Source organism: Desulfobacterales bacterium (assembly GCA_021647905.1).
GTDB lineage: Bacteria > Desulfobacterota > Desulfobulbia > Desulfobulbales > BM004 > JAKITW01.
Genome location: JAKITW010000012.1, coordinates 1 through 15,315 on the forward strand (window position 1 = coordinate 1; position 15,315 = coordinate 15,315).

Annotated in this window: 15 protein-coding genes, 1 tRNA gene and 1 pseudogene; 3 read left to right on the plus strand and 14 right to left on the minus strand. The window is 55.3% G+C overall.

All coding sequences use genetic code 11. The features are described from left to right. The 14 genes and pseudogenes from L3J03_03445 to L3J03_03510 all read right to left on the minus strand — a co-directional run. Positions 1-602 (minus strand): restriction endonuclease subunit S (locus L3J03_03445; protein ID MCF6290041.1); only part of this gene is annotated, 602 nt, incomplete at its 3' end. Then, entirely contained in the window at positions 592-2,253 is a 1,662-nt protein-coding gene (locus tag L3J03_03450) for a type I restriction-modification system subunit M (GenBank protein MCF6290042.1), read from the minus strand. The genes L3J03_03450 and L3J03_03445, both read right to left, overlap by 11 nt. Before the next feature lie 54 nt (positions 2,254-2,307). After that, positions 2,308-2,460, minus strand: a pseudogene (locus L3J03_03455) (DUF1016 N-terminal domain-containing protein). 81 nt (positions 2,461-2,541) lie between these two features. Then, the gene (locus L3J03_03460; GenBank protein ID MCF6290043.1) at positions 2,542-2,970 is read right to left on the minus strand and encodes a YkgJ family cysteine cluster protein; all 429 of its coding nucleotides are present in this window, start codon (positions 2,968-2,970) and stop codon (positions 2,542-2,544) included. A gap of 137 nt (positions 2,971-3,107) precedes the next feature. Further along, entirely contained in the window at positions 3,108-3,419 is a 312-nt protein-coding gene (locus L3J03_03465) for a hypothetical protein (protein MCF6290044.1), read from the minus strand. 253 nt (positions 3,420-3,672) lie between these two features. Further along, positions 3,673-4,731 carry a Fic family protein gene (locus L3J03_03470; protein MCF6290045.1) on the minus strand — a complete coding sequence of 353 codons (1,059 nt, stop codon included), beginning with the start codon at positions 4,729-4,731 and terminating at the stop codon, positions 3,673-3,675. 160 nt (positions 4,732-4,891) lie between these two features. Next, complete coding sequence (locus L3J03_03475) at positions 4,892-5,692, minus strand: 4Fe-4S binding protein (protein MCF6290046.1); 801 nt, start codon at positions 5,690-5,692, stop codon at positions 4,892-4,894. Between the two features lie 331 nt (positions 5,693-6,023). Then, complete coding sequence (locus L3J03_03480; GenBank protein MCF6290047.1) at positions 6,024-7,670, minus strand: hypothetical protein; 1,647 nt, start codon at positions 7,668-7,670, stop codon at positions 6,024-6,026. A 136-nt stretch (positions 7,671-7,806) separates the two neighbouring features. Further along, the gene (locus L3J03_03485; protein MCF6290048.1) at positions 7,807-7,977 is read right to left on the minus strand and encodes a hypothetical protein; all 171 of its coding nucleotides are present in this window, start codon (positions 7,975-7,977) and stop codon (positions 7,807-7,809) included. Positions 7,978-8,093: 116 nt separating this feature from the next. After that, positions 8,094-8,179 (minus strand) — tRNA-Leu (locus tag L3J03_03490). A gap of 13 nt (positions 8,180-8,192) precedes the next feature. After that, the gene (gene secG / locus L3J03_03495) at positions 8,193-8,549 is read right to left on the minus strand and encodes a preprotein translocase subunit SecG (GenBank protein MCF6290049.1); all 357 of its coding nucleotides are present in this window, start codon (positions 8,547-8,549) and stop codon (positions 8,193-8,195) included. A 7-nt stretch (positions 8,550-8,556) separates the two neighbouring features. Next, entirely contained in the window at positions 8,557-9,318 is a 762-nt protein-coding gene (gene tpiA, locus L3J03_03500; protein ID MCF6290050.1) for a triose-phosphate isomerase, read from the minus strand. Between the two features lie 120 nt (positions 9,319-9,438). Further along, complete coding sequence (locus tag L3J03_03505) at positions 9,439-10,623, minus strand: phosphoglycerate kinase (GenBank protein ID MCF6290051.1); 1,185 nt, start codon at positions 10,621-10,623, stop codon at positions 9,439-9,441. Between the two features lie 96 nt (positions 10,624-10,719). Next, positions 10,720-11,931 (minus strand): glyceraldehyde-3-phosphate dehydrogenase, encoded by a 1,212-nt coding sequence (locus tag L3J03_03510; protein ID MCF6290052.1) that lies wholly within the window; start codon positions 11,929-11,931, stop codon positions 10,720-10,722. 118 nt (positions 11,932-12,049) lie between these two features. Between L3J03_03510 and L3J03_03515 the strand changes: the two genes are divergently transcribed. The 3 genes from L3J03_03515 to ahcY all read left to right on the plus strand — a co-directional run bounded on the left by L3J03_03515 (position 12,050) and on the right by ahcY (position 15,285). Then, positions 12,050-12,199, plus strand: coding sequence for a hypothetical protein (locus L3J03_03515; GenBank protein MCF6290053.1), 150 nt, complete (start codon positions 12,050-12,052; stop codon positions 12,197-12,199). Positions 12,200-12,685: 486 nt separating this feature from the next. Continuing rightward, complete coding sequence (metK, locus tag L3J03_03520; protein ID MCF6290054.1) at positions 12,686-13,852, plus strand: methionine adenosyltransferase; 1,167 nt, start codon at positions 12,686-12,688, stop codon at positions 13,850-13,852. 17 nt (positions 13,853-13,869) lie between these two features. Beyond that, positions 13,870-15,285, plus strand: coding sequence for an adenosylhomocysteinase (gene ahcY / locus L3J03_03525; protein ID MCF6290055.1), 1,416 nt, complete (start codon positions 13,870-13,872; stop codon positions 15,283-15,285). Positions 15,286-15,315: the final 30 nt, after the last annotated feature.

Below are 15,315 nucleotides of genomic sequence, written 5' to 3' on the forward strand. Positions count from 1 at the left end.
TCGATTGTGGCCTTGATCGGCTCGAAATCCACCAACCAGGCTTTAAAAATGGCCTGGGCGATTTGCTCCAAAGTCTGGTTGATCTGGCGGTTGAGTTCGATTTTGTCATCAATGGAACACAATATATCGACTATCGTGTCTTGTTCTTTTCTATTGGGAAGCAAGACCTTTACATTGGAAAAATGTCCTTTATTTAATATTGGCGTCGCTGATCCACTGGCTATACCTTTTAACTCATCCTGTCGTGTTGAAAGATTGTAATAAACAAATTCTGCATTAAATTTTTCTTCATCAACAATTATGGTATTTATTTGCTGATTGGTAACACTCGGCTTTGCAACCATGACGACCTTACCCATATCTGATCCTATACACGAAACCGCAACACCGCGAGGGGGAACAAGACTATTTTTAACAGCACCTAATCCGCTTTCCGACAAATATCTCTCCGTAGTATCACTCCATTTCCTGCCATCCATATCTCTTGGCGTAATAAATGGGGTATCCCCACCATAAGCGTCTTTTATTTTTCCTGGCGGGGTCTTGCCGGTCTTTATCTCGCCTAAAGCACTTAAACAGTACTCCATCCAATCAGATGCCATACCCTAACCCCGCCAAGTTCTGCTTGATCTGTTCTTCCAGCTTGTCACTATCGGCAAACTGTTCCTTGAGCTGGGCTGTCAATCGGGCCATCTTTTCGGCAAAAGGTTCGCCGTCGTCCTCTTCCTCCGGTGCTCCCACATATCGACCAGGAGTGAGCACATAATCGTGTTGTTTTATTTCGTCTATATTTACAGACTTCCATAGCCCGGCCAGATCAGCATATCCTTCGCCTCTTTGCCAGTTATGATAAGTAATGGCGAATTCCTTGATCTCATCAGCGGTAAAGTCACGCAAAACCCGGTCTTTCATATATCCCATGCTGCGGACATCCATGAAAAGGACTTCACTGGTCCGGTCGCGGAGACCATTTCTCTTTTTTTTGTTTCTGGTTAGAAACCAGATGCAGGCTGGAATCTGGGTATTGGTGAAAAGCTGACCGGGCAGGGCCACCATGCACTCCACCAGGTCATTTTCAATCAGGGCCTTTCGTATCTGTCCTTCATTGTTGGTATTGGAACTCATGGAACCATTGGCCAGCAGCAGGGCCATGGAACCGTTGGGTGCCAGGTGGTAGAGCATGTGCTGCAGCCAGGCAAAGTTGGCATTGTTGGTCGGCGGTTTGCCATATTGCCAGCGCGGGTCGTCGTCGCTGACCCCGGTATCCCATTCCTTCATATTAAAGGGAGGATTGGCCATGATGAAGTTGGCCCTGAGATCCGGGTGCTGGTCATTGGTAAAAGTGTTGGCCGGTTCCTTGCCGAAGTTGAACTCGATACCGCGAATCACCATGTTCATGGCAGCGAGCTGCCAGGTGGTGTGGTTGTATTCCTGGCCGTAGATGGAGACATCGCCCAGCCTGCCGCCATGGCCCTTGATGAATTTTTCGCTCTGCACAAAAAAGCCGCCCGAGCCCATGGCCGGATCGTATACCCTGCCCTTGAAAGGCTGGAGCATCTCGACAATCAAGGTGACGATCGACTTGGGCGTATAGAACTGGCCGCCTTTCTTGCCTTCAGCCAGGGCGAACTGGCCAAGAAAATATTCATACACATGGCCGAGGATGTCCTTGGCATGCAGTGATTTATGTTCAAAGGGGATAGTGGCGATCTGATCGATCAACTCGCCGAGCTTGGCCTGGTCGATCTGCAAACGGCCATACTGTTTGTTGAGGATCCCTTTGAGTTTGGGATTGTCCTTTTCAATGGCATCCAAGGCGTCGTCGATCAACCGACCCACACTGCGAAAAATGTATGTGCGTTTTTTGCCGTTGGTAATCTCGATCTCAGTTCCCGGCGCCAACTTCGAATTATCCTGCAGGGTCTGCCAGCGGGCCAGTTCAGGCACCCAGAAGACATTCTTCTCGGTGTAGTAGTCGCGAATTTCCAGTTCATCGTTGATCTCGTCCTGGTATTCCTCCGGCGAGTCGTAGTCGTCCGGATCGAGAAAATATTCATGGCCCGGGTCCTCGAACTGCTCGAACAACTCCTGCCGGCGCATCTCAAAGGCATCTGACACATACTTGATAAACAACAGGCCCAACACCGCATGCTTGTATTGGGCCGCATCCAGGGTGGAGCGCAGTTTGTCCGCCGCGGTCCACAACTTCTTTTCAAGATCGTTTAGAAATTTCTGCTCTTCTTGCTGTGTCATTAATTTCAACCTTACTAAATGAAAACCGGATTTCCGCGTCATCCGGATATAGAACTCTCGTTCCTGCGGGTCTTTGCAGCGCTGAAGGATGGTTAGGTTGTGGGTCCAGCCGATTTGCGCAACCAGTGGTTGCACTTTTGGCAGGTCGCAATACGCGAGGTATAATTCCCGCATGTAGAAGACATTCCTGCGGGAATAACCGCTCACGCCGGGAAATTCGCGGCGAAGGTCCGCTGCCAATTGCCTTATCTTTCTTGACCGTCACGCCGCCTTTACGAAAAAAAGCCTCTATTCGAGTTTTGTTTTGTATGGATCAGCACCTGCTTTCGGCATTCCATTCCCTTGTTTTCTTTTCTTCCTCACCGTTCCATCAAATCCCGGGCAACCGGTGTTTTCCGCGTGTTCCCTTGACAGGGGATAATTCCTGCAATGTTCGGGTTTCATGTCCTGGATGCGGCAGATATATTTATTTTTTCCAGGCAACTTACGCAGCCAGGGACACCTGGCAACATCATCACCGGTCGTTGGACTGACCCAGATGTCATATACTTGATGGCCTTCACCGATAGATATGACGTCAACCCATGCCAGAATATCAGCGCGATCATTCTCTTCCCAGCGCCGAATATCCTCTTCGGTGGCGCATACATCAATCGCTCCCGAGAGATTCAGGCAACAATGGCCGCATTGTTTGCAGTTAAAGTCTGCCAAGGGCATATTGTTTTACCATGTTTAACGAGATATTCTAACCCGGCGGAGTTGGATAAGACCCTTTACGGCCCAGAGATCATCAGAGGGTTGGTTGCCCTTGTCGCAAGATACACGCTTTTTCGTAGATCTTTAGGACAAAGGGTCTAATGAATTGTCCCCTCACTCATATCCCATACCAATCCCTGCCAGCCGTCGATAAGGCCCTCGTCCCCGCATTCAGGGCAGAACCAGTGAATCCGGTCGTCCATCTCAAGCTGGATTTTCAATCTGCCCTTGCACGGTTTTCTTTTCGGCCGCCGCCAGCATTTCGGCGCCTCTCCCACCGACAGACCGCGGTCGCGTGACGTTATCCAGGTTATGATCTCCGCCAGCTTTTTCACCTTCAACCTCAGCTGCGGGAGAGCCGGGCCGTCCTGCTGTTCGTTCAACCAGTGTCTTATGTCAATCACCCACATACGCAATCCCCAACCCAAAACCAGTACCTGTTTCGCTCAGCCGATATCTCTGCTGGAGTAAATTATCCAACTACCTTCCAAGATAGCGCTCTGGTAGCGCTCTGGGGTCTGGCTTGACTTGTTGACATTTGATGCTTCGGACCCCGGCACGGAACGTATTTTGGCGCCGTGCATATTCTTTACGGTTCCTTCAAGTATTTCGTGATATGATTATCATGTTAGTACCACGTTTATTGCCATATTAATGTGGTCATTACCTTAATTCCCCGGCAATTCGACGCCAGCGGGCGTCCCGGCCACGTCCCAAAATCTCCAGCTTGCCTTGCTTGCGCCAACTGTTCATCACCCTGCGGATCATTTCGCGACTTACATTAGGACAGAGCTGTTCAATCTCGGCGATTCCAAACGGCCTTGTCATGCTGCGCAGGGCATACTCCACAATCTCGGTCTTGGCGCCACGCGGACTTTTGGTCCGGCCCACTCTTTCCTCAAACTCCTTATAGACCACCTTAAGAATCGACAACAGATAATTCACGTAGGGCCAGGGATCATGGCGGCCTTCGCGCCAGTGGATGGAACTTTGCGCCAGGGTTTCATAGTACCTCTCCTTATTCTGCTCGATGATCCGTTCGATGCTGATAAAACGACCCGCCTCGAAGCCGAGATGATAGCACTGCAACAGCAGGAGCAGCCTGGAAACCCGGCCGTTGCCGTCCCGGAAAGGATGAATGCAGAGAAAATCGAGATTAAAGGCAGCCATGGCCACCAGCGGATGCACCCAGCGTTCCTCCAAGCACCGGTCCCAAAGATCGAGCAACTCGCGCATGGCGGCCGGCGTGTCCGCCGCCGCGACCGTCTTGAAGCGGACTCTTGATCTGCCGTCGGCAAACCTCTCAATGATATCGCTTTCCTTTTCCTTATATTTGCCGGCATCCCAGATATCGCCGCGGGTCAACCGGTGCAGTTCGCATATGGTCTCCTCGGAAAGAGGCAGGGAGTCACCCTGTTCGTGAATGAGATTCAGGGCGTTGCGGTATCCCCGGACTTCCTCTTCGTCCCGGTCCTGGAGCGGAGCCTGACCGAGAACAATCGATTGAACCCGGGCCTGTTCAACCTGAACGCCCTCAATCCGGTTGGAGGAAACCGCGCTTTCGATCAAGGCGTGTTCGCGCAACGCTTTCAGTTTCTGTGGGGCCTGACGGAAAAAAAGCTCCTGCCGGCCCCGGGCTTCCGACAGATCACCGATGTACCATGCGCTAGCCGCGGGTATGGTCCGTGGTTTTGCAGCGAATTTTCTAAGGGTCATCATCATAGAAACTCCGTTATTGACTACGTTGACAAACGAACGGAAAACCGGGACAGAACTTTTTTCTCTGGCCGACGACGGAAAATTGGTCGGGCGTCGGTACTCTTGAATATTGAGGAAAAACCCAACAAATAAAATTAGGTGACTACCCTTGCCCCTCTCGCCATTACCGCAAGGCAATTGCCCCGTGCGGGCAGTGGTTGCGGCAGAGGCCGCAGCCGTAGCATTTATCCGGATCGACCACGGCGACCGTGTTGACGCCTTCTGTACGGCCGGCAATGGCAACGAACCGGCAGCTCTCGGCACAGAGGCCGCAGCCGTCGCAAAGAGTTGGGTCCACCCGGGCCTTGTATTCGCCCGGGGCCAGGGTCTCAACCTGCATCGCGATGGTGCGCAGGCCCAGGCATGCATGGCTGGTGCAGTTGCAGATCGCCCCGATAAAGGGGGTGATCATGGTCCAGATGGTGTGTATCGCCCCCTCTTCCTCCAGGGCCTCCATCTGGGCCATGGCCTTGGCCGGACTCACCGTTTCGAAGCCCTTGTCCAACGCCTTGCCGAAATAGCTCATGTCCAGATCCCGGTGCCAGGTCTCCGGCGAATAGCTCACCGAATAGCAGCAACGTTTTTCCGTCCGGTCAACGGCCCAGCGGCAGGCGCAGGGCATCCGCACCACGGTGGCGGCCTGGCCGACGATGGCCTTGACATCCTCCAGGGGCACCACCTGGCCGAAATGCTCCTCCCGGGCCTTTTCCTCCATGGCCCGGACCAGGCGGGCCGGCAGTTTTTTTTTCTTGCGATAAATGGTCTCCAGCCGGCCGAGGCTGACAATTCCCTCGCCGATGGTCGACTGGAGAAAGCTTGAGATATATTGGCGGCGCCTGAGATCGGCAATCAGGTCGCGGGCGTAATTCCTGGCGTTCTTGTACCAGATCGCCCCGTCGCCGTGTTTTGTACAGAATTCACACATGTTTTTTCCTGATTCTTTTGCTGTTTTTGCGGCACCGTTCCAATTCCGGAGAGATTACGAGGTCAGGCGGAAGCCCTGCTCCAGCATCTCCAGCATGGTCAGGGTGATGATCCTGAACTCGGTGCAGCCAACGGGTATAAACCAGGAGCCGGCAAGGCTGGACAGATAGGTCCGCCGCTCCAGGGCCGTATGTCGAGCCGGGAAGGGGGCTGGGGGAGATTCCTCAGTCAGAATTTGCCGGCACCATGGCGTAGTTACAGGTATTCGATGCGGTTGGATTCAGTCATTCCCCGGCCCTTTTTCGTCATCCCACAAATCTCGATACCCGGTATCAGGTCGGCAGTCCCTTTTGCCGGACAGCCTTCCAGAGGTTGCGCCGCCTTTTGTGCTCCGTCTTCCAGTTGGACAGAATGCGGTTGAAAAAATCCCTGTCAATATCATGAACCGCGGCCAGCCACAGGGCGTGGACATCATAATTGGATTTTTCAGCCGATTCCGGAGCAGGGATGAATTTATCAATGTCATGTTGCCAGGCGCTAAGAATATCGTCCAGTAATTCTTCCGCCTTGAATTTTCTAAGCCAGGCATGGCGGATTTTCTTGTTTTTGCCACCGCCATAAACCAGGCTGTTGACTGCCTGGCGCAGATTTGCATAACGGCCGGCAGCACCGGCTATTTGCAAAATATCGTCTGTCAGCAGGCAATAGCTTTTCACCTGGTAATTATCCGCTAATATTTCCCTAGGCTTCAGGCTGCTGCCAAGGCTGTGCAACCAGTTCCCGACCCGGTCGTGGAAATATTCGCGGTTTTCTTGGTTTATACCGGTTTTCAGCAAAAAGAAGAGCCAGTCAGGGGTGGTATTGCTCAGGCGGCCGAAACCGAGGCCCAGGGTAACGGTTACCGTGTACTCCATCCACTGTCGGCACAGTCCCCGGATCACCTGCTCAGCGGGAGAGGCGGAAAAATCACGGACCAGAGCGGCGATCCGGTCCCAGGCATGCGGATCATGGTAAACGGCCAGTTGAAACGCCAGGGCGGCCTTCAGAACATGCTTTTCTTCTTTCCCGGCAATATCCAGCCAATGATCGAATACTGAGCAGAGTTCCGTATCTGCATTACCGTATCCGTAACAAAGCCTGTTGATGAGAAGAACTTTTTCCGGGTCCCAACTTTTCTGCCCTCTCCTGCCGAGATAACTCTTGAAAACTTGTTTGATGATTTCCTCAGCCCCGGCCCGGTCTCCTTTCATGAGCCGGTCTTCGATAACCGGCAGACCATAATGCCAGTCCCGGGCAAGAAGCTTCCCGCAATCCTTGAGATAAGTATCCTGGTTGAAACACTTTGCCAGGGCATGATACACGTGATGCCAGCCGGACCATGGCGAGGCCAATCGTTCTTGCCAGAAAGAACGGCCGCGATTTTCAGTTATGAATTCATAGATCTCCTGCTTTTGCTCCGAAGAAAAGTCATCCAGGAAATCGATAAAGGCCTTTGTATCCAGCAGGCAGCGCCATCCCGCCTCAAGGTCGGCCAACCTGTCGGCAAAAGAAGCGGCTGAATCGGCGTGCAGCTTTTCCCAGGTCAGCAGGCAGCGGGTGAATACAGGCCCCACATAGATCTCTTCATGGTCAAAATCACACATCCATTCCGGGTAACTCTTGATATTGTCTTCTATTTCATCTATCGCCCCCGCGAAAATCTCCAGGTCTTCCTCGCCGGTGTTGTGGATTGTATCAAGCAACGGCAGCATTTTTTCCGCAACCTCATCAAGGTCATCGGCCAGGGAGCCGCAATCGAAACAAGGCGGTTCCCAATGGACATCCTGATAAGCATAGCGGCCTTCCTCGTCACCAACTTCAATGACCAGGTTATGCCATTGATTCCAGAGCTGATGCCAGATTTCCAGATACTTGGCGGTTGACGGCCGTCCCTCTTTTTTCTTCTTTTTCTTGTCGCCTTTTTTAAGGTAACCGTTCACCGGGGGTACGGATTTATGGTAATCTCATGCCCGTAAGCGTTCACCAGTGGCTTAGATTCGTTCATTTGGGACTGCGAAGCATACTGGTGCTATTCGAGCAGGCCAAAATGGGCGAAGATGAGGTGCTGGTGAACGCTTACTTTTTAAGTATGTTGCGCACGGTCGTTGCAATATCGGCTTGCAGGCCGCCCAAGACATCTTGCCGCTGAGATTCGGACAGAGTTGATATACAGGCCGAAAGCAGGCGGGCGGTCTGCTCGTCAGTCAGGAAATTCATTATTTTCTTGCCAATTTCTTGCTTGCTCATATCAATCCCTGCGTAAACATTCAGTAAACCCCCTCCTATCGGGTTTTTGATTGCTGACGGTCCAGACAAAAAAAGGACCGTAACCCTTTTCAGGATTACAGCCCCTTTTATGAAAATGGTGCCGAAGGCCGGACTCGAACCGGCACGGGCGTGGCCCACTACCCCCTCAAGATAGCGTGTCTACCAGTTCCACCACTTCGGCACACAACTTGAAACTACTCAGCTGTTTTCCCTCCGGAGTCGCTCGGTATCTCCGCCGGCGGCAGGGCAGGCTGTGCCGGGGCCTGGGTGGACATGGGCACGGCGGTGGGGGCAAAACCGCTCATCACCGATCCGGTGCTCCGGTTGGCCGAAAGATAGGCCAGGGAAATGGAGGTCATCATGAAGATAACCGCGGCAGCGGTGGTGATCTTGTTCATCAACGGCACCGGTCCCTCGGAACCGAAAAGGGACTCGCCGCCGCCACCGCCGAAGGTGGCGCCCACATCGGCGCCCTTGCCTTGCTGGAGGAGGACAATTGCCACCAGAAAAACACAGACAGCAACATGAATGATAATCAGGATGGTTTCCATTTATTATTTATACCGTAGAAAAGGAGATGATCCGGATAAAGGAATCAGCGTCAAGGGCCGCACCGCCCACCAGGACCCCGTCTATATCCTCCTGACTCATCAGGCTATCGATATTATCCGGTTTAACCGAGCCACCATACAATATTCTCATTTGACCGGCAATAGTTTTCTCGTAGAGTTCGCCCACCACCTGCCGGATAAAAACATGGACCGTTTGCGCCTGCTCTTTGGTTGCGGTCTTGCCGGTACCAATGGCCCAGACCGGTTCATAGGCGATCACCAGTTCCGTGGCCCCGGACGGGTCCACCCCGGCCAGCCCGGCCCGCAACTGGCCTTCCAGGACCGCCGTGGTGCTGCCGGCCTCCCGCTGGGCAAGGGTCTCGCCAATGCATAATACCGGGGTAATCCCTGCGGCCAGGGCCCCGAGAATCCGTTTGTTGATCATCGCGTTGTTTTCGCCAAAGAGGTGACGCCGCTCGGAATGACCGATGATGGCGGCGGAGCCGCCCACGTCCCTGAGCATTGCCGGTGAGATCTCACCGGTAAAGGCGCCTGACTCCTGCCAGTGAATGTTCTGCGCGGCCAGCATCACCCCGGAGCCGGCCAGGACCTCGGCCACGGCGACCAGGGCCGTGCAGGGCGGCGCCACCATCACATCCCGGTCGCCGACCTTCCGGCTTGCCTCGGCCACGGCCGCGGCCAGTTCCCTGGCCCCGGCAATTGTTTTATGCATCTTCCAGTTGCCGGCGATCAGCGGTCTTCGCATCATTTTTACCCCACTTCAACGGTTGTTGTTTCGTACAAGTTCACCAGCACCTCATCTTTGCCTGTTCTGGCCTCCTCACATCTGCCAAGGATCGGTTCGGATTTCATCCGGACGGCCCATATTTTATTGTTTGGCCTTCAGGGCGGCCACCCCGGGCAGCTCCTTGCCCTCCATCAGCATCAGAAAGGCGCCGCCGCCGGTTGAAATATAGGAGATATTGTTGGACTCTCCGGCCCGGTGTACGGCCACATCGGTATCCCCGCCCCCGACGATGGTCAGGGCGTGGGAGGCGGCCACCTTGCGGACCATGGCCATGGTGCCCCGGGAAAAGGCATCAATCTCAAAGGCCCCCATGGGTCCGTTCCAGATAATGGTCCGCGCATTGTCCAGGGCCTCGCCAAAGAGCAGGGTGGAGGCCGGGCCGATGTCGAGAACCATCCAGTTCTCAGGCACCTCCTGGATGGTGGTGGTCTTGATTTCGGCCTTGGCATCGAATTGCTCGGCCACAATACAGTCCACCGGCAGATAGAGCTTCACTCCATGTTCCCGGGCCTTGTCGAGCAGTTCCCGGGCCGTGTCAAGGAGGTCTTCTTCAATTCTGGACCGGCCCACCTCATAGCCCATGCTTTTGATAAAGGTATTGGCCATGGCCCCGCCGATGATCATCTTGTCGACCCGGTCAAGCAGGTTGCGCAACGCCCCCAGTTTGCTGGAGACCTTGGCCCCGCCGATGATCGCCACCAGCGGCCGGCGGGGGTCGCTCACCGACCGGTGAAAATAATCCATCTCCTTCTGGAGCAGGAAACCGGCCCCGCACTTGTCCATCTGCTCGACCACCCCCACGGTGGAGGCATGGGTCCGGTGGGCAACGGCAAAGGCGTCGTTTATGAATATATCGGCCAGCCCGGCAAGCTGGCGGGCAAACTCCGGATCATTGTCCTGCTCCTCCTTATGAAAACGGAGGTTCTCCAGGAGAAGTACATCGCCGGGCCGCATCCGGGCCACCATCTCCCGGACCTCGGGGCCGATACAGTCAGGGGCCATCCGCACCTCCTTGTCGATCAACCTGGAGAGCCGCTTGGCCACCGGCGCCAGGCTGTATCTCTCCGACCGCTGCCCCTTGGGTCGGCCGAGGTGAGAACAGATAATGATCTTTGCCTGCTCGTCCAAGGCGTAATTGATGGTCGGCAGCACCCCGCGAATCCGGATATCGTCGGTGATGTTTCCCTGCTCATCCATGGGCACATTGAAATCCACCCGAATAAGCACCCTCTTTTCCCGGATATCCAGGTCCCTGATGTTTTTCATTGCTGCCCCTGTTCTGTTTGATGTAATAAAAGTGTCGGCTGGCCGCGTTTGTCCCGGATGGGCCTAATGGCGATATCCAAAAGATATGGCGCCGGGTTACACCATCCTGTCCGCCACCGAGACGACCAGATCGCCGAGCATATTGGCGTAGCTGCCCAGTTCGTTATCGTACCAGCCGTAGATCACCGCCTGGGTTACCGGCACGTCGATCACCTGGCCTCCTTCGCAGCCGACCACCTTGGCCTTGTCCAGGTTGACCCGGATATTGGCGGTGCGGGTATGGGTCTCGGTTGCCTCGATCACCGTGGCGGCCTTGGGCGTGCCGATGATGTCCGAAGAGACGTTCTGTTCCTCGCTGTAGCCCAGGTACTGGTTCTGATTCGCATACTCCCTGTACACCGAGTTGATCAACCTTCGCTTGATCGGACTGGCGAGATCATCCTGCAGGTTCAGCACCAGGATGATCAACGAACCGGTGGAGGTGGGGATCCGCACCGACTCGGCGATAAAGCCGATATTCTTCATCTCCGGGATCACCAGGCCCAGGGCCCGGGCCGCACCGGTGGTGGTAAGAATGATATTGTTGAAGATCGACCGGTTCTTGCGCAGATCGTGGCTGCCGGCGCCCGGCAGCCGGTCCAGGACCTGCTGGCTGCCGGTGGCCGCATGCACGGTCATCACCGAGGCGCTCAAGAAATTGTCCGCCCCGAAGTGGTCCATCAGCGGCTTGATCATGTAGGACAGGCAGGTGGTGGTACAGGAGGCAGCGGAAATCAAATGGTGCCGGCTCGGATCATAATCGTCGTCATTGATCCCCATCACCGTGGTCACCGCATCCTTCGGCATCTCCATTCCCTGGGCCTTGATCTTGAACGGTGCCGACAGCATCACCTTTTCCGCCCCGGCGGCGAGATGACCGCGCAAAGCGCCCCGGGCCGCATCCGCCTCGGCAGTGGGATCGTTAAACACGCCGGTGGTATCCACCACCAGGCGCACGTCGTTGTCCCGCCACCTGATATCCATGGGGTTGCGCGCCTCCCGCAGGATCGTAACCGGGACCCCGTTAATGGTCATGGTGCCCTGGTCCTCGTTCAAGTTCTCAATGACCCGGGGGCTGTTATGTCCATGAAGATAGTTGCTCAACCGGCCATAACTGCTGTCCCGCTCAATGGCGGCGGCCAGGTCTTCAAGACTTCTGCCCACCGCGCGGCCGATATTGCAAACCAGTCCGGAAAAATGCTTCCGGGAAACATGATGCCAAAGCGATAACTTGCCGATCCGGCCCAGTCCGTTCACTCCAAGTTTCATCGAAACGAATCTCCTTATTCAGTTCTGGCTCTACCGGCGCTGATCTCTTGAAGAAAGACCCTGCCGACGTTGATATTAACGTAACCGTTCACCGGGGGTACGGATTTACGGTAAACTCATGCCCGTAAGCGTTTACCAGTGGCTTAGATTCGTTCATTCGGGACTGCGAAGCATACTGGTGCTATTCGAGCAGGCCAGAATGGGCGAAGATGAGGTGCTGGTGAACGCTTACATATTAACAAAGCGAGCCGGCCAGCAACGGCCGTAACTCCAACATGCTGTTACTTCACGAAAAGTCAAGAAAGAAACAGGAACCTGGCCCACCAGGGCCGGATAAGACCCTCTACGGTCCGAACCGGGGTGATAGCCTCTTCGACCGGTTCGTCACCTATACACTTTTACATAGATGTTTAGGCCAGAGGGTCTAGCCCGGCGATGCCGGATAAGACCCTCTACGGTCCGAACCGGGGTGATAGCCTCTTCGACCGGTTCGTCACCTATACACTTTTACATAGATGTTTAGGCCAGAGGGTCTAAAATTATATGCCAAGGGCTGGCTGACATGCAAGAAAAACTTTCCGCCCGGCGCGTTCTTTCCCGGGAATTTTCACGCATTTTGTCTTGACAGAAACCATGTTACCAGCCATATTTATGTGTTTTTCGTTCCGATTCAGTCCTTAATCCAGATGGGTGGTCACCACGTCAAGTGCCCACCCATAATATATTGACTAGCCAGAGTTTCAGGAGAAAAACCATGCCCAATTACCTGTTTACTTCAGAGTCTGTTTCCGAAGGCCATCCCGACAAGGTGGCCGACCAGATATCAGACGCCATTCTTGATGCGATCATGACCCAGGATACCGGCTGCCGGGTGGCCTGCGAGACCATGGTCACCACCGGCATGGCCTTGGTCGCCGGCGAGATCACCACCAGCGCCTGGGTGGACATGCCCCAGATTGTCCGCGACACGATCAAGGAGATCGGCTACAATTCCTCGGAGATGGGATTCGACTCCCAGTCCTGTGCCGTGCTCACCAGCATTGACAAACAGTCCCCGGATATCGCTCAGGGGGTCAACGAGGGGACCGGGCTTGACCTTGACCAGGGGGCCGGCGATCAGGGATTGATGTTCGGCTACGCCACTTCCGAGACCAAGGTGCTGATGCCGATGCCGATCACCTATGCCCACCGGCTGATGAAACGCCAGGCCGAGGTGCGCAAGACCGGCCATCTCCCCTGGTTGCGGCCGGACGCCAAGAGCCAGGTCACCATTGAATATAATGATCACGGGCCCAAGCGGGTCGAGGCGATCGTTATCTCCACCCAGCACGACCCGGTGATCGATTACGGTGACCTCAAGGAAGCGGTGATAGAGGAGATCGTCAAGCCGGTTATTCCCGAACGCATGGTGGACGAAAACACCAAGTACTTCATCAACCCTACCGGCCGTTTCGTTATCGGCGGACCGGCGGCCGACTGCGGGGTGACCGGCCGCAAGATCATCGTTGATACTTACGGCGGCATGGGCTCCCACGGCGGCGGCGCCTTTTCCGGCAAGGATCCCTCCAAGGTCGACCGTTCCTCCTCCTACATGGGGCGCTATGTGGCCAAGAATATTGTCGCCGCCGGACTGGCAAAAGAGCTTGAGGTGCAGATCGCCTATGCCATCGGCATCGCCCAGCCGGTCTCCATCAATGTTGTTTCCTTCGGCACCGGCAAGGTCAGCGACCAGAGGATCAGACAGCTTATTACCGAACATTTCGATCTCAGGCCCAAGGCGATTATCCAGCAGCTGGATCTGCTGCGGCCGATTTACAAAAAGACCGCGGCCTACGGCCATTTCGGCAGGGAGCGGGATGAGTTCACCTGGGAAAAAACCGACAAGGCGGAAATTCTCCGCGATGCAGCCGGCTTAAAATAGCAAGGAGTTAGAATTCCATGTCCGATACAGTTGAATTTACCGATTATAAGGTCGCAGATATCACCCTGGCCGACTGGGGCCGTAAAGAGATCTCCATTGCCGAAACCGAGATGCCCGGCCTGATGGCGCTCCGCCGGGAGTACGCCGGCAAAAACCCCTTGGCCGGTGCCCGGATTACCGGCTCACTGCATATGACCATCCAGACGGCGGTGTTGATCGAAACCCTGATCGATCTCGGCGCCCGGGTCCGCTGGGCCTCCTGCAACATCTTCTCCACCCAGGACCACGCCGCCGCGGCCATCGCCGCGGACAACATCCCGGTCTATGCCTGGAAGGGCGAAACCATTGAGGAGTACTGGTGGTGCACCGAGCAGGCCATCAACTGGCCCGACGGCCAGGGTCCCAATATGATCCTGGACGATGGCGGTGACGCCACCCTGCTGCTCCACAAGGGGGTCGAATTTGAAAAGGCCGGCGCGGTTCCCGAGCCCGTTGCCGACGACAACCAGGAGTGGACTGCGGTCCTGGGCCTGCTGAAACGAACCTTTGCCTCGGACAACCGTACCTGGACCAGGATGGCGGCCAATATCCGCGGGGTGACCGAGGAGACCACCACTGGTGTCCACCGCCTCTATCACATGGAGAACGAAGGCACCCTGCTCTTTCCGGCGATGAACGTCAACGACTCGGTTACCAAATCCAAGTTCGACAATCTCTACGGCTGCCGCGAGTCGCTGCTCGACGGCATCAAGCGGGCCACCGATGTGATGATTGCCGGCAAGATCGCCTTGGTTCTGGGCTATGGCGATGTGGGCAAGGGCTGTGCCCAGGCATTCCGCGGCATGGGGGCCACGGTCTGGATCACTGAAATTGATCCCATCTGCGCCCTGCAGGCGGCCATGGAGGGCTACCGGGTGGTGACCATGGAAGAGGCTGCCCCGCAGGCCGACATATTCGTCACTGCCACCGGCAACCTCAACGTGATCAATCACGACCATATGGCGGCCATGAAGGACCAGGCCATTGTCTGCAACATCGGCCATTTCGATTCCGAGATCGATATTGCCTCCCTGCGCAAGTACCAGTGGGAGAATATCAAACCCCAGGTAGACCATGTCATCTTCCCGGACAACAAACGGATCATCGTCCTGGCCGAGGGGCGTCTGGTTAACCTGGGCTGCGCCACCGGCCATCCGAGCTTCGTGATGTCCGCCTCCTTTACCAACCAGGTGCTGGCCCAGATCGAATTATTCTCCAATCGCGACAGCTACGAGAACAAGGTCTACGTGCTGCCCAAGGTCCTGGACGAGAAGGTGGCGTGGCTCCACCTGCAAAAGATCGGCGCCAAGATCACCACCATGACCCATGAACAGGCCGAGTATATAGGGGTTCCCCGGCAAGGGCCGTTCAAACCGGAACACTATCGCTATTAGACGACCTACAGCATGCTGCCGGGGCGGGAA

What these genes read in the sequence shown, in the direction of transcription:
- L3J03_03465 (MCF6290044.1), bottom strand. Translation starts at nt 3,419, where the DNA reads ATGTGGGTGATTGACATAAGACACTGGTTGAACGAACAGCAGGACGGC.
- ahcY (MCF6290055.1), top strand. Translation starts at nt 13,870, where the DNA reads ATGTCCGATACAGTTGAATTTACCGATTATAAGGTCGCAGATATCACC.
- L3J03_03515 (MCF6290053.1), top strand. Translation starts at nt 12,050, where the DNA reads ATGCCCGTAAGCGTTTACCAGTGGCTTAGATTCGTTCATTCGGGACTG.
- L3J03_03475 (MCF6290046.1), bottom strand. Translation starts at nt 5,692, where the DNA reads ATGTGTGAATTCTGTACAAAACACGGCGACGGGGCGATCTGGTACAAG.
- tpiA (MCF6290050.1), bottom strand. Translation starts at nt 9,318, where the DNA reads ATGATGCGAAGACCGCTGATCGCCGGCAACTGGAAGATGCATAAAACA.
- secG (MCF6290049.1), bottom strand. Translation starts at nt 8,549, where the DNA reads ATGGAAACCATCCTGATTATCATTCATGTTGCTGTCTGTGTTTTTCTG.
- metK (MCF6290054.1), top strand. Translation starts at nt 12,686, where the DNA reads ATGCCCAATTACCTGTTTACTTCAGAGTCTGTTTCCGAAGGCCATCCC.
- L3J03_03450 (MCF6290042.1), bottom strand. Translation starts at nt 2,253, where the DNA reads ATGACACAGCAAGAAGAGCAGAAATTTCTAAACGATCTTGAAAAGAAG.
- L3J03_03470 (MCF6290045.1), bottom strand. Translation starts at nt 4,731, where the DNA reads ATGATGATGACCCTTAGAAAATTCGCTGCAAAACCACGGACCATACCC.
- L3J03_03505 (MCF6290051.1), bottom strand. Translation starts at nt 10,623, where the DNA reads ATGAAAAACATCAGGGACCTGGATATCCGGGAAAAGAGGGTGCTTATT.
- L3J03_03510 (MCF6290052.1), bottom strand. Translation starts at nt 11,931, where the DNA reads ATGAAACTTGGAGTGAACGGACTGGGCCGGATCGGCAAGTTATCGCTT.
- L3J03_03460 (MCF6290043.1), bottom strand. Translation starts at nt 2,970, where the DNA reads ATGCCCTTGGCAGACTTTAACTGCAAACAATGCGGCCATTGTTGCCTG.
- L3J03_03485 (MCF6290048.1), bottom strand. Translation starts at nt 7,977, where the DNA reads ATGAGCAAGCAAGAAATTGGCAAGAAAATAATGAATTTCCTGACTGAC.